Raw genomic sequence first — 20175 nt, forward strand, 5'->3', positions numbered from 1 at the left:
ATGAACTCCGACGAAACGACATCCCCGGATACCGATCTGCATGCCGTGTTCGGCTACGCCTCCGACCGCGGACTCCGGCGGGAACTCAATGAGGACTCGCTGATTGCCGCAGATCCCATCTTCGCCATAGCCGACGGCATGGGCGGGCACGAGGCCGGGGAGGTGGCGAGCAGTATCTGTGTCCGCACCCTGGGAGACTCCGAGATAGTGGGCAGGCACCTGCCGGAGGTTTCCGCCGAGCAACTCGAGGCACTGTTGCAGGAGGCCGACCGCCGCATCCGCGAAGCCACCGGCGGACGGGCCGGCACTACGCTGACCGGCGCCGTCCTCGTCCGCGAGGCGGGCAATCCATACTGGCTGGTATTCAACGTGGGGGATTCCCGTACGTACCGGCTCAGCCACGGCGTGCTGGAACAGATCACCGTGGACCACAGCGAAGTCCAGGAACTGGTGGACCTGGGCCAGATCACCGCCGACGAGGCACTGGTCCATCCCCGCCGGCATGTGGTGACCCGCGCCCTGGGCACGGGCAACGACTCCGAGGCCGATTTCTGGTTGATTCCGGTGGAACCGGGAGACCGGCTCATGGTCTGCTCCGACGGCCTGACTGGCGAGGTTGCCGACGGGCACATCCTGCAGATCCTGACATCCGTGAGCAGCCCGCAGGACGCCTGCGCCGCCCTGGTGCAGGCAGCCCTGCGTTCAGGCGGACGGGACAACATCAGCGTCTTGGTCGTGGATGCCAAAGGCGGTCCTGACGTCCACGAATCAGCCGCCATCACGCTGCCGGGAATGGCGATGGAAGAACAGGTCACGTCGCCGCGGCACGCAGCCGGTGCAACGGCCGTCAGCCCCGACGGCGCGGCCCGCGCAGCCGAAGGCGACGCCGAACAGGGAAGGGCCGCAACCTGATGGAGGGGCTCCGCTACCGATCCGGCACCTGGATCTGCCTGGTGCAGGACTCCCTCCTGTGCCTGCTGCCCCCGGATACCGGCGAGGACCGTGTGCAGGAGATCTGGTCCCTGCTCGGTACGAAGCCCGCTTTGGACCGTGTGTTTTCCGCGGTCTCGGGTGGACTGGGCACCAACCTGGCGGACATGCCCGCCTTCGGGGTCCTTTCCCTGGGGGAGCGCCGGCACGTGTTGCTGCGCGGTCCGCTGGAACTGCAGCAGGCCGGTCACAGCGAACCGGCAGCGTCCGGTGAATTCGTCACCACGTGGAGTGAACGTGTCCTCAGCGGGCCCGGTCGATTCACCATGCGCGTCACTGCTCCCGCCGTCGCTGGAGCGCCGGGGGCAGGCATGCTGCTGCCCTTGGAAAGCGGGATAGCACTGGTCTCGGTGCTTGAGTTCGATTCAGCGCAGGATGCCGGCCCCCGGGCCGGTGCTCCCGCCCGGAGCCTGCCCGGAGCAGGGGAACCCGGCGAAACGGCGCCTGTTGAGGCAGCGCCTGTCGTTGTGGCGGCTCCGCCTGTTGCGACTGAGCCTGTCAGTGTTGCAGTTGCGCCTGCTCTGCCCGAACCGGCAGACCCGGTGGTCCCGCCCGTTCCGGCCGGACATGCCCCCGAATCCGACGTTCGTGAGCCCGGCCGCCACCGCGAAGCTCCCCGGTCCGCGGAGGCTGCAGAGGCGGAGAACCCTGACCTCGGACTGACGGTCCGCCCGCCCGAGGAGACCGAGGCGCCGGCAGAAACGGTGAACCCCGAGGAAACCCCGCGGCCGGCGCAGACGGCCGCTTCCCGACAGACTGCCGCCTCGGCGCCGCCGGCCGGACAGCTCATCGATTCCGTGCCCTGGCTCCGAAACGGCACTGCCGCAGCCGCGCCGGCAGCGGCCAAACCGGCACCCGCTCCTGCGCCGCCAGCCCCTGTCCCCGCTCCTGCGCCGCCTGCCCCTGCTCCGTCGGCCCCTGCTCCGTCGGTTCCCGCAGCTGCCACCGGACTGGACGTACTGGACCTGGACGGCGCCGACCTGGACCACGACGGCGACACGATCATGAGCAGCGACCTCGCCAAGGTTTTGCCTCCGCCGGCGCCGGACGGCCGCCCGAACACGGCTCCCACGGTGCTGGCCCGCACCTGCCCCTCCGGGCACGCCAACCCTCCCACCCGGTCTGTATGCGTCCTTTGCGGCCAGCCGCTTGGCGAGGAACCGCAGCCGCTGTCCCGTCCGCCCCTGGGCACGGCAGTGTTTTCCACCGGGCAGGTGGAACCGCTGGACAAGAACATGGTGATTGGCCGGCAGCCTTCAGTGGCCCGGACACCGGGATCGGTGATGCCGCGCATGGTGCAGGTGCCCAGCAGCGGCGGCGACATTTCACGCTCCCATGCCGAGATCCGCCTGGAAGGCTGGCACGTTATGCTGCGTGACCTGAACTCCACCAACGGGACCGTCATGGTCCGTGAGGGCCAGCTGCCGCACCGGCTCGGCCAGGGCGAGGCCGTGATTGTGCTCGACGGTGACGTGGCGGAGCTCGGCGACGGCGTCTGGGTGCGGTTCGAGGGCCTCGCGTGAACAAAAAGCGGGCTCCCGCACCACCTCCGGAAATTTCCGGCTACCGCTACCTCCGGCATCTCGGTTCGGGCGGCTTCGCCGATGTATACCTTTATGAGCAGGACCATCCCCGGCGCCGGGTTGCCGTGAAGGTACTGCTTTCGGACCTGCGGACGGACAGTGCCAGAAGCAGCTTCGAAGCCGAAGCGAACCTCATGGCACAGCTGTCTTCCCACCCCTACATCGTCACCATCTACGAAGCGGACATCACCGACGACGGCCATTCCTACCTGGCCATGGAGTACTGCTCCCGGCCGAGCCTGGATATCCGCTACCGCCAGGGCGGACTGCCGGTGGCGGAAGTACTGACGCTGGGGATCCAGGTGGCTTCCGCCGTGGAAACCGCCCACCGCGCCGGCATTGCCCACCGCGACATTAAACCGGCCAATATCCTCACCACGGACTACAACCGCCCCGCGCTGACGGACTTCGGTATTTCCGGGACCACCGAAGGGGCAGAGGACGAGGACCTGGGCCTGTCCATTCCCTGGTCGCCGCCCGAAGCGTTGGCCGGCGGGCGGGCGGACGGCATCCGGGTGGACGTGTGGGCACTGGGAGCAACCCTCTACACCCTGCTGGCGGCCCGATCCCCGTTTGTGGTGCCCGGCCTTGGCAATACCCAACGGGAGTTGATCGACCGGATCAACAGCCAGCCGCTGCGCCCCACCGGCAGGGCCGACGTCCCGGAATCGCTGGAACTTGCCCTGGCCACGGCCATGGCCAAGGCTCCGGAGTCCCGGTTTTCCTCGGCCTATGCCTTCGGGTTGGCGCTGCAGCGGATCCAAAGCGAACTGAACCTCGCCAACACGCCGTTCGAAGTGCTGGCCGAGCCCGATCAGGCAGAAGAGAGCGGGGAAGAAGAGGACCGCACACGCATCCGCCGTGTGGTCTCGATTGACCCCGGCACTACCGCCCCGCCCCGGCGTGCCCCGCTGCAGCGCCCGTCCGTGCGCGAGCGGCAGGCCCCGCAGCCTCCGGTACCGGTCCAGGGGACAAATTCGGGCGGGCCGGCACCCCGGCAGCCGGCAGCCCACCATCCTTCAGTCACTGAGGGAACCGTGCTGCGTTCAGACCTGGCTGGAGCCAACGGGGAGGCAGCACACCCGGTTCCTTTGCAATGGCCCGAGGCTCCTCCGCGGCGCAGGAGCAAGGCCCTGCGCATCACAGCGGTGGCAGCAGCGGCTGCAGCCGTCGGCATTGTGGCTGCTGCCCTGCTCCTGCCGGGTGCGGAACCGAAAAGTGCGCTGCCTACACCGTCGGAGTCGGCCCGGGACGCGCTGGCCGGAAGCGAGGGCACGGTATTGCCGCCGGAATCGCTGACGGCGTCGGCCACCGGGGACTCGGTCGTGTTCGGATGGGAGAACCCGGCACCGCAGGACGGCGACATTTACCTCTGGCGGACGGTCAGCGCCACGGCTAAGGGAGACCTGGTGCGCACCTCCGAGGCGCAGGCCGAGGTGCCGGCGGCGGGGCCGCAAACCTGCATCGAGGTGCAGGTGGCACGGAACAACGGGAAGTCTTCCGCTCCGGTGGCCTTCTGCGCGCCGCTGTGAGAATGGGGTGTGCAGGCATGGACAATGAGGGGCGGAACGGGACCATGGGGGAACCGTCCGGACAGCCGGGCAACCGGATGAGGGGGAAAAGCATGGGGGAGCTTGGCATAGAGTACTGCGGCGAATGGTACGAGCCGGAAGAAGGCGGAACGTTCAGCATTGGCCGGGAGGGCGACCTCGCCATTGACGACAACCCCTACCTGCACCGCAAGTTCCTCAGCGTTGCCAAGGACAACGGCATCTGGTGGCTCACCAACATCGGAAGCCGGATCTCGGCCACCATCGCCGATTCCGGCGGAGGCATGCAGGCCTGGCTGGCTCCCGGCGCCAGGATGCCGGTGGTCTTTGAACAGACACGGGTCATTTTCAGTGCCGGGTCCACCACCTACGAGTTCGATGTGCACCTCAAGACACCCACGTTCCGGCAGGATCCGCTCAGCGTCGGCGACGGCGGGGAAACCACCATTGGCCCGGTGCTGTTCACCGAGACCCAGAAAGCGGTGATGGTCGCCCTGGCCGAGCCGTTGCTGCGGCGCGACGGCACCGGCTACAGTGCCCTGCCCACCTCTGCCGAAGCGGCCCGCCGCCTTGGCTGGTCGCAAACCCGGTTCAACCGGAAACTGGACAATGTGTGCGACAAACTGGCCCGCGTAGGCGTGGCGGGACTGCGCGGAGAGGAAGGCAAACCGGCGTCGAACCGCCGTGCCCGCCTCGTGGAACACGCAGTGACCTCACAGCTGGTGACCTCGGCAGACCTGCCGTTGCTGGACCAGCTCGCCGAGCGGCCGGAACCGGCCACGGGGCGGCAGTCCCCGGTGCGCGCCGCAGCAGCTCCAGTCCCCGGGACGGTTTCCCCGGTGAGCCGAACAACGGCCCGCGGAATGACAAGGAACAGCTAGATGCCCCCAAGCCCGAATCTCGTCAACGCCACAGCAGCACAACGGCTGGGAGCGAAAATCCTCGACGCACTGCCGGTTGCCGCTTTGCTGGCGGCAGCTCCGCTGCTGTTGTCACTGGCCATGCCCGGCCGTGACGCACTGCCCGTCGGTTTCGCCGCCGGAGGAGCACTCGCGGGCGGCTTTGCCCTCTGGCTGTGGATCTGGGAAGCCGGAACCGGGAAAACCCCCGGAAACCTGGCAATGGGCATCCGGACCACCAGTGAAGACGGGCGGGCTCCCGGCCTGATACCCGTCCTCTTGCGCAACGTGCTCCTGGCCCTGTCAGGTATCACCGTGGCCGGCCCCGTGGTGCTGCTCCTCTCCAACCTCTGGGACCGGAACAGCCAGCGGCAGGGATGGCACGACAAAGTGGCCCGGACCCTGGTGGTGGACGTCCGGGCAGGCCGGGATCCGCTGCTGACCGGCGGGCTCCATACAGCCGCCGGGGCGGGGCGGACCAGTCCGGCCGGTCCCCTTGCGTCGGCTGGTCCCCTTGCATCCACCGCTGTCCCGGGGCCGGGCCCGTTGACGTCCGTTCCCGGTTTCTCCGCCGCCGCACAGCCGGCCCAAGGCCGGCACCAGGCTGCCGCACCCCAGTTCCAGGCTGCCCCCGTCGCGGCTCCGCAGTACCAGGCGCCCGCGGCCCAGGCCGTCCAGGCACCCCCGGCCGCACGGAGCATGCCGTTCCAATCGGTACCCGTGCCGGCGCCAGCCCCGGCGCCCGCGCCGGTACCCGCCCCGCCGGGAGTGCATCCGGACGAGGAACTGGAAATGACCCGGGTGGCCCGTCGCCGCCGTTCCGCCGGTATCAGGATCCGCTTTGATGACGGCAACTCCTCGGTCATCACGGGCACCGCCCTGCTGGGCCGCAATCCGGGCCCCAAGCCGCAGGAGACGGCTGATCAACTGCTCGACTTTGCCGATATGGGCCGTTCGGTATCCAAGACGCATCTGCATCTGCAGGCCGACCCGAACGGCATCTGGGTGACTGACCGCAACTCCACTAACGGAAGCGCCGTCGTAACCGTCCAGGGGCTGCGCGAGGAACTCGAACCGGGCCGTCCGGTCCTGGCTCCGCCCGGCAGCACGGTCTTTTTCGGCGACCGCAGCTTCACGGTCGCTCCGGTCTAGTTACCGGCACGGGCTTTAGCGGTGGGGTGTTACCGGCCCGGCACAGCGCCGGGCTCACCGGCGCCCAGTGCAGCTGCGAGCACGGCGTAGGCCTCCACGGGATGGACACGCCCGGCAAGCGGTTCGGCGGGGTATTCCACCACCAGGGACTGCAGGGGCGCTCCGCCGGTGAGCCGCGACCCCTCTCCGGCAGCAGCCAGTGCCCGCTCGGGCCCGACGCCGGCCAGCGCCTCCGGGCCGAAAAGTGCGCAGCGCGGCACCACCAGGCCGGTGAAGCGCGCCGGCCGGTTCAGGTTGTGATAGCCGATGCCCTGGCCCAGGACCGCTGTGCGGGCGCGGGCCCGGTGGGCGCCGTCCGCGAAACGTTGCACCTGCTCCGGGCTGAGCGGATCCGGGCTGGCGGCCAGGAGCTCAATGCTTTCCAGGACCCCCCGGGAAGTCCGCTCCACGGTCATCACGCCGATGGAGCCGGCCGAAGCACGGCCGTTGGCCTCCTGCCTCACGGCGGAGCCCACCACCTCGAGCCGGGTGGCGTTGGGGGAGCGGTCATAACAGAACGCCGAGGCCGCGTCCACGTTCCACGCCTCGCTGACCGGTTCGCAGACGCCCCAGCCGCGCGGCGGCAGGCCGGTTACGGCGGCGAAAATCTGCTCGGTGAAGCTGCCGGCCCGGGTCCGGTAGGACGCCGGATGCAGGGTGGCGGCACGAACGTGTACGTAACCTGTCTGGTTCGGCTCCACGGCCAGGAATTCCTCCGCCAGGGAATCCTCCGGAGTGAGGGAAACATCGGACCAGTCATATTCGCGTCCGGTCATCCCGTTATAGAGGGAACCCCCGGAGCCGGTCACCAGCCACTGGCCGCCTCCGGTGCCCAGCAGCTCGGCGAGCGGCAGGGTGATCCGGGTACTGCCGGGGGTAAGCAGCACAAAGTCCAGGCCTGCCGCAGCGGCGGCAGTGTGGGCGCGCAGCACCCAGGGGGTCAGGGCGGCCACGGGCTTGTCCTGGAACAGGACGGCGCTGGAACCAAGCACCAGGTCGAAGCTGGCCTCAGACATTGTCGGCGTCCGCAAAGGGGGCTATGACGACGCCGCAGCACAGGCCGGCCAGGACATGGCTGAACCGGTCGGCGAGTTCATCCGTGGCGGGCTCCCCGCCCATGGCATGGATCTCCTGCCACCACAGGGGGTCATCCGGGTGCCCGTTGCCCCCCGGTGCGAAGAGGGCAGGCACTGCCGTTCCGGCCGGGGCGCTGACGGGTGCACCGGTCAGCAGCCGCAGGGCTTCCTCAGGTACCCGGACCAGGCGGGGCAGCTCCAGGGCAAGCAGGACCGTTCCGTCGTCGTCGAGTACCGCAAGCATATTGCTGTCCGCCCCCTGCCGGAGGGTGAGGTGGGGCATGGTCGCCACGAGCGAATCCACCACCCGCTGCCGCGTGGGTTCCTGCACCCCCAGAACCGTCCAGTCCCGGCTCACCGGGGCACTCCTGCCGACGGTGCTCCCGCGGCCAGGGCCTCGTCGGCGGTTTCGTTCCAGAACAGCTGCAGGGTTTGCACCGGCCGTCCGGGCTGGACCAACTGGGCCCGTCCCGGCGGCAGTGCCCGGGCACGGACACCGTTGATCAACGTCCCTTCACCACGGTCACCGGACAGGATGAGGGCCGCGGCACCGGAATCCCGCAGTGCGGTGAAGAAGGACTCGTACATGCCCCGGCTGGCGCCGCGCACGCGCCGGGACAGGATGCCGTGCAGGCCGATCTCCGGCGCCAGCGGGAGGAAGGGCGTCAGCCTGGCAAGCGGGGAGGACCCGCCGGCAGTGAGCACGTCATAGTCATCGATCACCAGGACCACCCGGGGGAGGGCCGCCACTTCCTCCGGGGTGGCGTTGACGCGTTTCTGCAGTTCGCCGGCCACGGCAGAGGCCAACTGCTCGGCCAGGGCGGCGCTGGTCGCGTAACCGCCCAGGTAGGCGTCGGGGACCTCGTCGGCCAGGGTGCGGCGCGGGTCGAAGACGGCAAAGACAATGTCGTCGGCGTCGTGCTGGGCCACCATGCGCCGGATCACCGAGCGCATCACGTTGGTCTTGCCGGCGCCGTCGTCGCCCATCACCACGAGGTGACGTTCCTTGCTGTGCAGGTCCAGCAGCTCGGTGCCGAGGTCGGTTTCGCGTTGCCCCAGCGGCACCGTGGCGGGCGCTGCGGGGGTGGGCGCGACGTCGGCGTCCACCACGGCTGGGAGCACGCGTACCTGCATGGCGCGCTCGTCGGTGGACGCGGAGACCGCTTCCACCAGATCGCGCATACCGCCTACGGCGGTGTCCTGGTCGGGGTTGGAGTCGATGCGGGGCAGGGCGAAATGACCCTGCAGCTTGCGGTCGGTCATGGACCGGCCCGGGGTGCCCGGGCTTACCGACTCGGCCAGCTTGCGGCCGTGCGCGGATTCCCCGGGGTCGGACAGGCGCAGTTCCACCCGGTTGCCGAAGAAGCTCTGCTGGGCAATCCGGATTTCATTCATCCGGGAGCAGGTCACCACCACATGGATGCCGTAACCGCCGCCGCGGCCGATCAGGGCGTGGACGGACTTCTCGATTTCCTCGAACTCGTCGGAGAGCTGCCCGTAGCCGTCCAGCACCATCACAATGTCGGCACTGGGCAGTTCGGGGATGCTGCCCTGCGCGCACAGCCGACGCAGGGTGGGCAGCGAATCGATCTGGTATTTCTCGAAAATCCTCTCCCGCTGCGAGAGCATGGCCAGGATTTCATCCACCGTCCGGCGGACCACCTCCCGGTTGGTGCGCACGGCCACACCGCCCACGTGGGGCAGGCCTTCCAGCGGAACCAGTCCGCTGCCGAGCAGGTCCACGGCGTAGATGCCCACCTCGGCGGGGCTGTGGGTCAGGGACAGGCTCGCCACGATGGTGCGCAGCGCGGTGCTTTTACCGGTCTGCGGCCCGCCGACGATGGCGGCGTTCCCGCCGTTGGCCGTGAGGTCCAGTTCCCAGATGCCCTGCCACTGCTTGGCGGGGTCATCCAGCAGGCCTACGGGGATTTTCAGCCCGCCGCCGGTGGCCAGCCGGATGCCCTGGCTCGTGACGTCCAGGCCGCCGGCGGCTGTATCCAGGGCAATGCCGCCGGGCAGCGGGGGAAGCCAGATGGGAGCGACGGCGCGCGGGAACTTGGCCAGCGTGTCCATCAGGGTGGAGAGCACGGTGGGGCCGGTGGTCCGCTTGGACCCGGAGGTGGACGCCGGTTTGCCCGCGTCGGTCCGGGCGGCGGCCGCGTCCTGGAGCGTGGCCGCGTAGCGCGGCACCTGCAGAACGGCTGGCTGCCCGGCGTCGTTGGTCTGCGGCTCGTCTTTTTCGTCTTCCATTTCCAGGGGCCCGGAAACGTAACCGGCCTTGAACCGGGTGTAAGTGGTGGTGTCCACCTTCAGGTAGCCGAAACCGGGCACCGGCGGCAGGTGGAACGCGTCGGGGGTGTCCAAGACCGTCCGGGATTCCGCCTCGGACAGCGTGCGCAGGCCGATGCGGTAGGACAGGTAGGTGTCCAGGCCGCGCAGCTTGCCGCCTTCAATCCGCTGGCTGGAGAGCAGCAGGTGGACGCCGATGGACCGGCCGATCCGGCCGATGGACAGGAACAGCTCGATGAAGTCAGGGCGGGCGGTGAGCAGTTCACCGAACTCATCGATGATCACCACCAGGTGGGGCAGCGGGGCGAGGTCCTTGCCCTGGGCCAGCAGTTCCTGCCGGTGCAGCTGGTAGTCGGTGATGTTGGCCAGGTTGCCGGCGTCCTTGAGGACTTCCTGGCGGCGCTGGATTTCACCGGAGAGGCTGGCGTAGACCCGCTCGATCAGGCTGACGTCGTCGGAGAGGTTGGTGATGACACCGGTGACCTGGGGGGCGTTGGCGAAGGGGGCGAAGGTGGCGCCGCCCTTGTAGTCCACCAGCACCATGGCCAGCACTTCGGGGGAGTGGGTGGCCAGCAGGCCAACCACCAGGCTGCGCAGCATTTCTGATTTTCCGGAACCGGTGGCGCCCACGCACAGGCCGTGCGGGCCGTGGCCGAACTGTGCGGATTCCTTCAGGTCCAGCAGGGCCGGGCGGCCGCGGTCATCGGGACCGAGCGGAACCCGCAGGAAGTCCACCTCGCCGCGCGGTTTCCACAGCCGGCGGATGTCGGCTTCGTCCAGCCGCGGGGACAGGCCGAGCATTTCCAGGAAGCCTTCGGAGCTTTCGGAGGAATCGTGTTCCAGGGAGTCGGGCGAGAGCCGCAGCGGGGCGAGGGTGCGGGCCAGCGCGTCGGCCAGCGGGACCGGAAGCAGGTCCAGGGTGCCGGCCTCGATCACGGGCTCCACGGGATCGGCGCGGAAGTTTTCCACCCGGAACCCCTCGCCCTCTTCGCTGATGCGGATGGCTACCTCGCCGGGCTCTTCCCGGCGTTCCCGGACCAGGAACAGCGTGGTGATGCCCAGCGCGCCGGGAGCGGCCTGCTTGTCCGGGACGGCCAGTTCCACTGGCAGCTCGCCGTAGGAGTCGGCCACCACCAGCAGGCGGGGCAGGGCGGTGCCGACGCCGCCGCGCAGGAAGTTCTTCCGCGATTCGGCGGCCAGCGTGGACCGTCCGTGCAGGTCCGCTGCGAGCAGGTCGGAGAGCGTGTCCATGGACGGCGCGAGGCGGCGCACCGGACCCGTGCGGTGCGCGGCTTTTTGGTCCGCCAGGTGCGGCAGCCAGGTGGCCCATTCCCAGTTGTCCCGTTCGGCGTCGGGCACGGCCAGCGCCACGTGCAGGTCTTCCGGGGAGTGGAACGCCGCACCCTGCACCAGCAGCAGCCGGGCTACGCGCAGCACGAATTCCCGCGAGCCCACAATGCTGACGTTCCCGGCGCAGTCCAGCGGCACGGTCAGGGGAAGATCGGGGCTGGATTCATACCGCCGCTTGAGGATTTCCACCTCGGTGGTCATGAAGGTGTCACCCTGGGCCACCGCGGAACCGGAGTTCGTGATCTGCACTTCACGGTTCTGGCGTGGTCCGGTGCCGATGCGTACATCGAGGAAGTCTTCGTTGTGGCGGCGCCGTTCCCACAGCCGCCTCGTGTTGCGGACAATGTCGAACAGGGCTTCCGGAGGCGGGCTGGCCACCCGGGCCACCTTCGCGGCGGCGTGTTCCTCGGTCCGCAGGGTGGCGCGGCAGCGCTCCAGGTATTCGAGGTAGTTTTCCCGCTGGTCCTTGCGCTGGCGGCCCTGCTTGCCCCGCTGGCTGACCATCATGATCACGGACGCCAGGATGGTCACGATCATCATCAGGGCGCCGACGGCGGCCAGGGGCGAGCCACGGAAGAGCATCATCACGGTCATGGACACGCCGGCGCCGAGCAGCGGCACCAGCGACATCATGTTCATGCCGCCCTTGCCCTGTTCCATCTGCGGCGGGGCATCCATGGTGAACGGTTCCAGCCCGCGGGCCGGCGCGGTGGTGCGTGCCGGCCGGTGGATTACCCGGGTGCTCATGCCGATGCCCTTGCCAGGACTCCGGCCGCGAGGCCGGCGGCCTCCAGCCGGGTGCGGCGGGCCAGCAGCCCCAGACTGATCTCCACTCCGGCCGCCAGGTGCCGGTCATACCCCAGGCCGACGGCGTCGATCCCGGCCCGGGCGAGCCGGCGCGCTTCGACGTCTGCCCGGAACGGCCCGTCGGGCAGCGTTTGCACCACCACTACCAGCAGCGGCTTGGCGGCCAGCGCCGGGTCGCGGCGCCAAGCGGCGGCATAGGATGCAGCGTCTTCGAGCCCGGCCACAGAGGCGGGGGTGGCGAAAACGGCTAGGTGGGACTGGCCGAGGGCCCAGCGTGTGGCTGGCAGGTCCGGCCCGGTGCCGCAGTCCAGCACGGTTATGGGGCAGTACCGGGAGACGGCCAGCAGGAGTGCGCTGGCGGCGCCGTCGCCGGCAGAACGGGGAAGGGTGCCCCGCCGGCCGGTCACCAGGAGGTTGCCGGGGCCGGCCTGGGTCAGCAGGGCGGCCAGGTCGGACAGTGAGGAGGGCTGGCGGCGGGCGAGTTGCTCCGCTGCGGCATCCAGCGACGGCGCGTCGGGCGCCCCGGTGCGCAGCGCCAGCGTTCCGCCGGCCGGAGCGTTGTCCAGGACCGTGACGGCGTCGGTGCGCATGGAGGCGTACACGGCGCCCAGTAGGGCGGCCACCGTGGTTTTCCCGGCGCCGCCGCGCGAACCGATGACGGCTATCCGGCGGCCCGTGGACACCGGCACCTGGGCGCCGGCGGCTGCCTCCGCCAGCCGGCGGGGATAGTCGTCCCCGCGGAAGAGGTTTCCGGCGGTGCCCAGGGCGCGGCGGACCGGCCCTTCGGCAGGCCGGGTCTTCAAGGTGCGGCGCAGGCGCTGCGGCGTGGACTCGAAGCCGTCAGCGGTGGCGATGCCCGGGGCTCCGTAGGCGGCGGGAGCGGCGTTTGGCGGTTGGGTCATGACAGGTGTCCTCCACCGGCAGCAGCTGCCGGATCAGCGGTGCGGAAGGTAATGGGTGCCTGCGGTGCGGGCAGCATCAGAAACTGCCCAGCAGCTGGCTGAAGATGCCGAACAGGCCGATGACCAGGGGCACCGAGGCCAGGATGGCCAGGGTCTCCAGGCGCTTCGCCAGCAGCCGCAGCCTGGCCTCGGTGTGGTCCGGCAGGTTCAGGGTGAGGCTCACGGCGATCCCTGCGGCCAGGATCAGCACGGCCAGGCCGGTCAGCCAGGGCCGGTCCGCGAAGAAGTGCAGTGACGCGGCGGCAAGTGCAACTACGCCAACGCCGGAGGCCGCGTAGAGGGAGATTCGTTCCGCGGCCAGCGGGAACGAGCGGGCCCGCAGGAACACGGCCAGTGTCAGGGCCAGCAGCAGCGGCAGCGTCCATTTCTGGTGCGCCGTATCGGTGCCCAGGACCCACAGGCCCAGGGCAATGGACAAGGCGGTGAGGACGGTGCCCAGGGTGAGGCCGCGGTGGGCGCCGGCTACGGCTTCGAGGGCGTCGGTCCGGCCGATGGTACCGCCCTTTGCGCGCTGGTCATCCAGGGTGGCCAGGCCGGAGGTGGCCAGTGCCAGCTTCGGCAGCAGCCCCAGCAGCAGGACGCTGGCCACTGCGGCCAGCGCGGCCGCGCGTGCCGGTTCCTGGGAAACAAGCCCGGCAACCGCCCAGACGCCGGCGGCCAGGGCGAGGGTGCCGGCTCCGGTAAACAGGGCCCGCGGATTGGCCGCGCTCAGGCCCATGCCGACCAGGGTCAGGACGGACAGGGCTGCCAGCAGCAGGGCGGTGCCGCTGAACGGCAGATCTGCGCGCAGCAGGGCGCCGAAGCCGAGCAGCCAGCCGGCGCCCTGCATGGTGGGTCCGATGGCGGAGGTCCGGGGCGGCCGCGCGGCAGCGGTCCCGGCAACCAAAAGGATCAGGGATGCTGAGAGCAGCAGCCACCAGGCGTCGCCGGGCGCCAGGGCAGCCAGCAGCAGTTCGGCACCGGCCCATAGCCCGACGGCGGCGGACACCCCGGCGGTCCGGTCGCGGAACCGGTCGGTCCAGCGGCCCGCGACGGCTTCGGTTTCGTGAACCACCAAGTCGGTCACGTCGTACACCACCGGAGCCGGCGGTGCTTCGGACGCATTGGTGAGCATCAGGGAGGAACCGTCGGCAACCTCGGCGCTGCTCAGCGTTGCTTCCGCGGAGAGTTCGGTGCCGTCCGGTCCCACCAGTACCTTGGCCGCCACTTCGTCGGCCGGGGGATCGTTGAGCATTTCCAGCACCTGCGGCATCAGTGCGCCGACGGGCTGGTCGGAGGGCAGCAGCAGGTCCAGGTGTCGCCGGGAACCGATCAGGGTCACTCGGGTGAAAGCATGCGCCATGGCGGCTAGGATCCTGTCTGCGCTGGGAAGGGGAGGCGGAAGCTGCCCGCGGCGGGGCCGGCGTCGTAGTCCATGGGATGAAAGGCAGCCGAGCTTTGCTGCTGACGCTGCTGTTCCTGTTTCTGCCGGTTCTCCTCGAGCAGATTGCTCACAAAGGAGTACCCCACACAGACCGCCGCGATCACCGCGGCAGCGGCCACACTGAACAGGAACAGGCGGACACTGTCCACCCAGCGCCGCTCGTTCTCGTTTTCGCCGTAGAGCAGGGCAGTCAGCAGCCGGTTCCGGCGCACGGCAACGGATTCGATCAGCTGATTGTCATAGTCGCTCGCCAAAATAAGTCCCCCCACCACATGGACAAGTACCGGACATATCCTTACACGATCCGGGAGCGGTCTGCGTCACACGCGCCGGGGCGCCGTCGCCGAAGACAAGCGCAGGGGTTGCCGTACGTTGTGCCTGCCATGCCCCGGGTGCTAATGCTTGAGGGGACCAGCACCCGCAATTCGCCCCAGTGAAGGAGCACAACATGAGCACCAACCCGGAGACTGAAGAACGCCGGCTCGACGACTGGAGCAGGCGCCTAACCCAGGCACTGCAGATCCTGGACCTGGAGGTGGATACCCCCATGCTGCTGGAGCTGGGGAGGAAATCCGAAGAGACGGTCGGAGGCGGCGCGGACATCATCAGCGGTTTTGTGGTGGGCTATGCCGCCGGACTGACCAAAACCAGTGGACGGAAGTCGGCGGAGGCAGCGGTACAGAAGGCGGCGGACACCGCCTTCCAGTTGGCCGAGACAGGCCTGGAAGGGCCGGACAACCCCGGGTGGAAGGGCTCCGCCCAGTAATTCCTGCGGCCGCATCACAGACACGAGGGCTGAACCGCCACGGCGGTTCAGCCCTCGTCCGTGATATCTCCGGAACGCTTAGGCAGGTGCTGCCGCGCGCCGCATCTTGTCCTCGGGACCGGCGGCAGCATGGGCCGCGGGTTCCACCCGGACCACCACCGTCTTGGACACCGGGGTGTTGCTGCCCTCGGCCACATGGTCCAGCGGCACCAGCACATTGGCTTCGGGATAGTACGCCGCCACGCAGCCCTTGGGGGTGGGATAGGAAACCACGCGGAAGTTGCGCAGCACCCGCTGGACGCCGTCGTGGTGCACGCCGTGGATATCAACGTACTGGCCGTCCGCCAGGCCCAGTTCCGTGATGTCCTCGGCGTTCATGAACAGCACGTGCCGGCCGCCTTTGATGCCGCGGTAACGGTCATTGTGGCCGTAGATGGTGGTGTTCCACTGGTCGTGGGACCGCATGCTCTGCAGCAGCAGGGTCCCGGCCGGGCGCTTCACCGCTTCCAGGTCATTGACCGTCAGGATGGCCTTGCCGGTGGGCGTGTTGAAGGTCCGGGAGTCCCGGGGACCGTTGGGGAGCACAAAACCGCCCTCGTGCCGGATGCGCTCGTTGTAGTCCTCGCAGCCTTCCACCACCCGGGAGATGTGGTCGCGGATCAGGTCGTAATCCTTTTCGTAGCCGGCCCAGTCGGCGTCGATCCGGTCACCGATCACCATTGCTCCGAGCCGTGCGATGACGGCGGGTTCGGAGAGCAGGTTCTTGGAAACGGGCTCCACCCCGCCGTGCGAAGCGTGGACCACGCAGACGGTGTCCTCTACGGAGACGAACTGGCGGCCGGTCTCCTGGACGTCTATTTCCGTTCGCCCCAGCACCGGAAGGATCAGCGCTTCTTTGCCGGTGACCAGATGCGACCGGTTGAGCTTGATGGACATCTGGACGGTCATGTCCGTCTTCTCCATGGCGGCCTCGGCGAACTGGGTGTCCGAGATCGCCGAAACCAGGTTACCGCCCAGCGCCATGAAGAATTTGATCCTCCCGTCCTGCATCTGCAGGAAGGTCTCGACGGCGTCCGCTCCGTGGTCGCGAGGCGGGTCGAAGTTGAACTCCTTGCCCAGCGAGTCGAGGAAGGCCGGCGGCATCTGTTCCCAGATGCCCATGGTGCGGTCACCCTGGACGTTGCTGTGGCCGCGGATGGGTGCGGCGCCGGCCCCGGGTTTGCCGATGTTTCCGCGCAGCAGCAGCAGGTTGATGATTTCCTTGATGGTGGCGACGCCCTTTTTCTGCTGGGTGATGCCCATCGCCCAGCAGATGATCACCTTGTCGGCCTTGATGTAGCGCTCGGCCAGCTCGTCAATTTCCTCGGGGCGGAGCCCTGTGGCGGTGAGGACTTCCTCGTCGTCGAGCATGGCCAGGTGTTCCTTGAGGTCTTCGAGTCCCTCGCAGTGCTTCTCCAAGAAGTCGTGGTCCAGGACGGAGCCGGGGTTTTTCTCCTCGGCCTCGAAGACGCGCTTGGAAATGGCCTGGAGCAGGGCCATGTCCCCGCCGAGTTGGATCTGCAGGAACTGGTCCGCCAGTTCAGTGCCCTTGCCGGCGATGCCGCGCGGTTTCTGCGGGTTCTTGTAGCGGCGCAGTCCGGCCTCGGGCAGCGGGTTCACGGCGACAATGCTGCCGCCGTTGCGCTTGCACAGTTCCAGGGCAGTGAGCATCCGGGGATGGTTGGTGCCCGGGTTTTGGCCCATCAGGATGATCAGGTCCGCTTGGCCGAAGTCGTCATAGGTGACTGTGGCCTTGCCGATGCCGATGGTCTGGCCCATGCCCCATCCGGAGGATTCGTGGCACATGTTGGAGCAATCGGGCAGATTGTTGGTGCCGAAGGCGCGCACGAACAGCTGGTACAGGAAGGCGGCTTCATTCGAGGTGCGTCCGCTGGTGTAGAACGCCGCCTCATGCGGGGATTCCAACGCCTTAAGCCGGTCCGCAACAATGGTCAGCGCCTCGTCCCAGCTGACCGGCCGGTAGTGGTCCTCGCCTGCCGGCTTGTACAGCGGCTCGGTCAGGCGGCCCTGCATGCCGAGCCAGTATTCGGTGCGTCCGCGCAGTTCAGTGAGGCTGTGCTCGGCCCAGAATTCGGAAGAGATCACTACAGGGGTAGCTTCCCAGGTGACGGCCTTGACGCCTTCTTCGCAGTACTCAAAGGGGCTGCGGTCCTTGGGATCGGGCCACGCGCAGCTGGGGCAGTCGAAACCGTGCTTCTGGTTCATCCGGAAGGTGGTTCCCAGCGCCCGGGCAAGTCCCATGTGCTCGATGGCGGGTTTCATGGAGTGGTAGACCGCAGGCATACCCGCAGCCCATTCCTTGGGCCCCTTTTCGACCTTGATGTCCTTTTCGTTGACGTCTTCTATCCGGGGTTCTTTCCTGGCCACGCCGCACTTCCCTTCATCGCTCCGTTGCAGGTCCACCCGGGCGGCAGTGTTCCGGCACGGGGTTCTCCTACGTACAGGCCTAGCAGCCGCGGGCCGCCGCTGCAAGCACGGCGGGTCCGGACCGGTGGCAGGGGCGACGGCGCCGTGCGTCCGGGGGATGGGTGGGGGATGGGTAGTTCTGCCCATGTGTTTTCCTTGACCGGTTTTGTTTTGGTGGGTTTGATAGGGGTTACCGGCAACGGAAAGGGATTTACCTGTTGGGGTGAATTCGTCCGGCTGACGGGGGAACAGTTTTCGGACGAGGGCGCCGCGGGGTGCCAATAGGGAGTTTTTTCATGAAATTCGATATGGGTTCTTCTACGCTGGGTACGCTGACGCAGCAGACCGGGTCTTCGAATGAGGATTTGGGTCAGCTGGTGCGGAACCTGATGGAGGCTGCTGCTCCGCTGGAGGGCAAGTTCAACGGTGCCGGCCGGGTGAAGTTTGATGAGTTCAAGGCCCGAACTGATGAGGTGGCCAATGAGCTGAACAGTTCCCTGTCGGCGATTCTGACGGGCCAGTCGGAGATGGACCGGTCCTTCCAGACCGGTGACCAGGAGGCTGCGGATAACGCGGCGCAGCAGCAGGGCTCGGCGGCGTTCGACGCCGCACGGTTCGGTTCCTCGCGCTAGCGCGGGTTGAGCTTCTTCTTTTCTTCCTTTTCTTTTTCGGTTGTTTGTTCCGGCTGGTGCCGGTGTTGAAAGGATTTGTTATGTCCCAGGATCGTTTGAGCTATGACACTGATACGTCTTCTGCCGTGCAGGGGGATATCCAGTCGATTGTTGCCCGGTTGGAGTCGTTGATCGGTGAGCGTGAGAAGGCCGTGAACGCGGCGATGTCGGATTTCCAGGCTGATGGTGTGTCGGAGGAGTACCAGGCGGTGGAGAACCGTTTCCGGAATGCGGCTAATGAGACGCGGAACATTATTGCCCTGGTGAAGCAGACGCTGTCGCAGAATGATGAGACGGCTGCCGGCGCGGGTGCGCGGGCGAAGTCCGCCGTCGCCAACATCGGCTAGGACGCGTTGGCAAGCGGCGCCGGCAACCTGCCGGCGCCGCTTGTTTGTGCTTAAGCGGGTCGATCAATGCCAGCGGGAGAGCCCCGCCGGATCCTTCGGACCGCCACCAGGAACGCGCGCAGCAGCATCAACCGCGCTGCCAGGATCCGCCGCAGCGACCGCCACTGCTTGGGTGAGGTGTTGGCCTCATGCAGACGGCGCCGCAGCGTGTCCTCTTCGACGTGGTGCATGGTGCCGGCGAGGTTGGCCACCATCGCTATCCACTGGTCGTGCGTTTCGGTGAGGAACCCCGGAAACGGCAGTACCAAGGACAGGGCACTTCGGCGCATGGCCATGGAACAGCCGTAATAGGGGCGGTATCCCACCCACAGGGCGAACAGGTTTGCCCACCGCCGTCCGCTGTCCGCGGACCGCAGGCGGATGGATTCTATGGCCCGCGGCTGCTGGCCGAAGAAACTGAAATTGCTCGCGACCACCTCCGCATCCTGCAGGGCATCGACCATTCGCTGGACCCGGCCAGGGATCCAGACGTCGTCCTGGTCCGACAGGAACACATACTCACCCCGGCTGTGGGCCAGTGCCGCCTCGAAGGTCCTCACGTACCCCCGGTTCACGGGAGAGGGGATGAGCCGGATCCGGGAGTCGCCGACGCCGGACACCACGTCCCGGGTTTTGTCGGTGGACGCATCGTCCACCACTACCAGCTCATCGCCGGGACCCAGTTCGGACAGGATCGAGTCGATCTGTTCGCGGATGTGTTCGGCGCCGTTGTAGGCCGCCATGCAGACGCTTACGCGGGTTGCTTCGGCCTGGTTCGAGTCCGGGTCCACCTTTTCCCCTGTCTGGATAAGGAAGCTAACCCGGTCAATTGAACCTGAACGGGATGGTTTGCGCTATGTGGGATGGGCGGGGGATGGGTAGTTCTGCCCATGTGTTTTCCTTGACCGGTTTTGTTTTGGTGGGTTTGATAGGGGTTACCGGCAAGCGGAAAGGGATTTACCTGTTGGGGTGAATTCGTCCGGCTGACGGGGGAACAGTTTCGGACGAGGGCGCCGTGGGGTGCCAATAGGGAGTTTTTTCATGAAATTCGATATGGGTTCTTCTACGCTGGGTACGCTGACGCAGCAGACCGGGTCTTCGAATGAGGATTTGGGTCAGCTGGTGCGGAATCTGATGGAGGCTGCTGCTCCGTTGGAGGGCAAGTTCAACGGTGCCGGCCGGGTGAAGTTTGATGAGTTCAAGGCCCGCACTGATGAGGTGGCCAATGAGTTGAACAGTTCCCTGTCGGCGATTCTGACGGGCCAGTCGGAGATGGACCGGTCGTTCCAGACCGGTGACCAGGAGGCTGCGGATAACGCGGCGCAGCAGCAGGGCTCGGCGGCGTTCGACGCCGCACGGTTCGGTTCCTCGCGCTAGCGCGGGTTGAGCTTCTTCTTTTCTTCCTTTTCTTTTTCGGTTGTTTGTTCCGGCTGGTGCCGGTGTTGAAAGGATTTGTTATGTCCCAGGATCGTTTGAGCTATGACACTGATACGTCTTCTGCCGTGCAGGGGGATATCCAGTCGATTGTTGCCCGGTTGGAGTCGTTGATCGGTGAGCGTGAGAAGGCCGTGAACGCGGCGATGTCGGATTTCCAGGCTGATGGTGTGTCGGAGGAGTACCAGGCGGTGGAGAACCGTTTCCGGAATGCGGCTAATGAGACGCGGAACATTATTGCCCTGGTGAAGCAGACGCTGTCGCAGAATGATGAGACGGCTGCCGGCGCGGGTGCGCGGGCGAAGTCCGCCGTCGCCAACATCGGCTAGGAC

General features: G+C 67.5%; 18 protein-coding genes. 10 read left to right on the forward strand and 8 right to left on the reverse strand.

The features are described 5' to 3' along the window. The 5 genes from LJ754_RS13810 (at nt 1) to LJ754_RS13830 (ending at nt 6174) form a co-directional block, all read left to right on the forward strand. Complete coding sequence (locus LJ754_RS13810; RefSeq protein ID WP_227927018.1) at nt 1–912, forward strand: PP2C family protein-serine/threonine phosphatase; 912 nt, start codon at nt 1–3, stop codon at nt 910–912. Beyond that, nucleotides 912–2513 carry an FHA domain-containing protein gene (locus LJ754_RS16985; protein WP_227927019.1) on the forward strand — a complete coding sequence of 534 codons (1602 nt, stop codon included), beginning with the start codon at nt 912–914 and terminating at the stop codon, nt 2511–2513. Before LJ754_RS13810 ends, LJ754_RS16985 begins: the two co-directional genes overlap by 1 nt. Then, a complete protein-coding gene (locus LJ754_RS13820) occupies nt 2510–4105 on the forward strand; it encodes a serine/threonine-protein kinase (protein ID WP_227927020.1) in 1596 nt (531 codons plus the stop codon). Before LJ754_RS16985 ends, LJ754_RS13820 begins: the two co-directional genes overlap by 4 nt. A gap of 92 nt (nt 4106–4197) precedes the next feature. Further along, nucleotides 4198–5004 carry a hypothetical protein gene (locus LJ754_RS13825; protein ID WP_227927021.1) on the forward strand — a complete coding sequence of 269 codons (807 nt, stop codon included), beginning with the start codon at nt 4198–4200 and terminating at the stop codon, nt 5002–5004. After that, complete coding sequence (locus LJ754_RS13830) at nt 5005–6174, forward strand: RDD family protein (protein WP_227927022.1); 1170 nt, start codon at nt 5005–5007, stop codon at nt 6172–6174. Between the two features lie 29 nt (nt 6175–6203). Here LJ754_RS13830 and LJ754_RS13835 read toward each other — a convergent pair whose 3' ends face one another. The 6 genes from LJ754_RS13835 to LJ754_RS13860 form a co-directional block, all read right to left on the reverse strand. Further along, the gene (locus LJ754_RS13835) at nt 6204–7229 is read right to left on the reverse strand and encodes a DUF6177 family protein (protein WP_227927023.1); all 1026 of its coding nucleotides are present in this window, start codon (nt 7227–7229) and stop codon (nt 6204–6206) included. Then, nucleotides 7222–7647, reverse strand: a complete 426-nt coding sequence (locus LJ754_RS13840) for a hypothetical protein (RefSeq protein ID WP_227927024.1) — start codon at nt 7645–7647, stop codon at nt 7222–7224. The genes LJ754_RS13835 and LJ754_RS13840 overlap by 8 nt, the downstream gene beginning before the upstream one ends. Next, the gene (eccCa, locus tag LJ754_RS13845; RefSeq protein ID WP_227927025.1) at nt 7644–11675 is read right to left on the reverse strand and encodes a type VII secretion protein EccCa; all 4032 of its coding nucleotides are present in this window, start codon (nt 11673–11675) and stop codon (nt 7644–7646) included. The genes LJ754_RS13840 and eccCa overlap by 4 nt, the downstream gene beginning before the upstream one ends. Beyond that, nucleotides 11672–12637, reverse strand: a complete 966-nt coding sequence (locus LJ754_RS13850) for a hypothetical protein (RefSeq protein WP_227927026.1) — start codon at nt 12635–12637, stop codon at nt 11672–11674. Before LJ754_RS13850 ends, eccCa begins: the two co-directional genes overlap by 4 nt. Nucleotides 12638–12713: 76 nt before the next feature. Then, complete coding sequence (gene eccD, locus LJ754_RS13855) at nt 12714–14039, reverse strand: type VII secretion integral membrane protein EccD (protein ID WP_227927027.1); 1326 nt, start codon at nt 14037–14039, stop codon at nt 12714–12716. A gap of 5 nt (nt 14040–14044) precedes the next feature. Further along, nucleotides 14045–14374 (reverse strand): hypothetical protein, encoded by a 330-nt coding sequence (locus LJ754_RS13860; protein ID WP_227927028.1) that lies wholly within the window; start codon nt 14372–14374, stop codon nt 14045–14047. A 194-nt stretch (nt 14375–14568) separates the two neighbouring features. On the opposite strand from LJ754_RS13860, the gene LJ754_RS13865 reads away from it, so the two are divergent. Continuing rightward, nucleotides 14569–14886, forward strand: a complete 318-nt coding sequence (locus tag LJ754_RS13865) for a DUF6457 domain-containing protein (protein WP_227914207.1) — start codon at nt 14569–14571, stop codon at nt 14884–14886. A gap of 78 nt (nt 14887–14964) precedes the next feature. On the opposite strand, the gene LJ754_RS13870 is transcribed toward LJ754_RS13865, so the two are convergent. Continuing rightward, complete coding sequence (locus LJ754_RS13870; protein WP_227927029.1) at nt 14965–17313, reverse strand: FdhF/YdeP family oxidoreductase; 2349 nt, start codon at nt 17311–17313, stop codon at nt 14965–14967. Nucleotides 17314–17648: 335 nt separating this feature from the next. On the opposite strand from LJ754_RS13870, the gene LJ754_RS13875 reads away from it, so the two are divergent. Both LJ754_RS13875 and LJ754_RS13880 read left to right on the forward strand, forming a co-directional pair. Beyond that, complete coding sequence (locus LJ754_RS13875) at nt 17649–17984, forward strand: hypothetical protein (RefSeq protein ID WP_227913887.1); 336 nt, start codon at nt 17649–17651, stop codon at nt 17982–17984. An 80-nt stretch (nt 17985–18064) separates the two neighbouring features. Beyond that, nucleotides 18065–18370, forward strand: coding sequence for a pore-forming ESAT-6 family protein (locus tag LJ754_RS13880; RefSeq protein ID WP_227913888.1), 306 nt, complete (start codon nt 18065–18067; stop codon nt 18368–18370). A gap of 50 nt (nt 18371–18420) precedes the next feature. Here the strand turns inward: LJ754_RS13880 and LJ754_RS13885 are convergent, their stop codons facing one another. Then, nucleotides 18421–19200 carry a glycosyltransferase gene (locus tag LJ754_RS13885; RefSeq protein WP_227927030.1) on the reverse strand — a complete coding sequence of 260 codons (780 nt, stop codon included), beginning with the start codon at nt 19198–19200 and terminating at the stop codon, nt 18421–18423. A 250-nt stretch (nt 19201–19450) separates the two neighbouring features. Between LJ754_RS13885 and LJ754_RS13890 the strand changes: the two genes are divergently transcribed. Both LJ754_RS13890 and LJ754_RS13895 read left to right on the forward strand, forming a co-directional pair. Further along, nucleotides 19451–19786: a hypothetical protein gene (locus LJ754_RS13890; protein ID WP_227913887.1), complete on the forward strand. Its 336-nt coding sequence runs from the start codon at nt 19451–19453 to the stop codon at nt 19784–19786. A gap of 80 nt (nt 19787–19866) precedes the next feature. After that, the gene (locus tag LJ754_RS13895) at nt 19867–20172 is read left to right on the forward strand and encodes a pore-forming ESAT-6 family protein (RefSeq protein ID WP_227913888.1); all 306 of its coding nucleotides are present in this window, start codon (nt 19867–19869) and stop codon (nt 20170–20172) included. Nucleotides 20173–20175 lie beyond the last annotated feature (3 nt).

The sequence above is a fragment of the Arthrobacter sp. zg-Y40 genome, assembly GCF_020731535.1.
Lineage (GTDB): Bacteria > Actinomycetota > Actinomycetes > Actinomycetales > Micrococcaceae > Arthrobacter_B.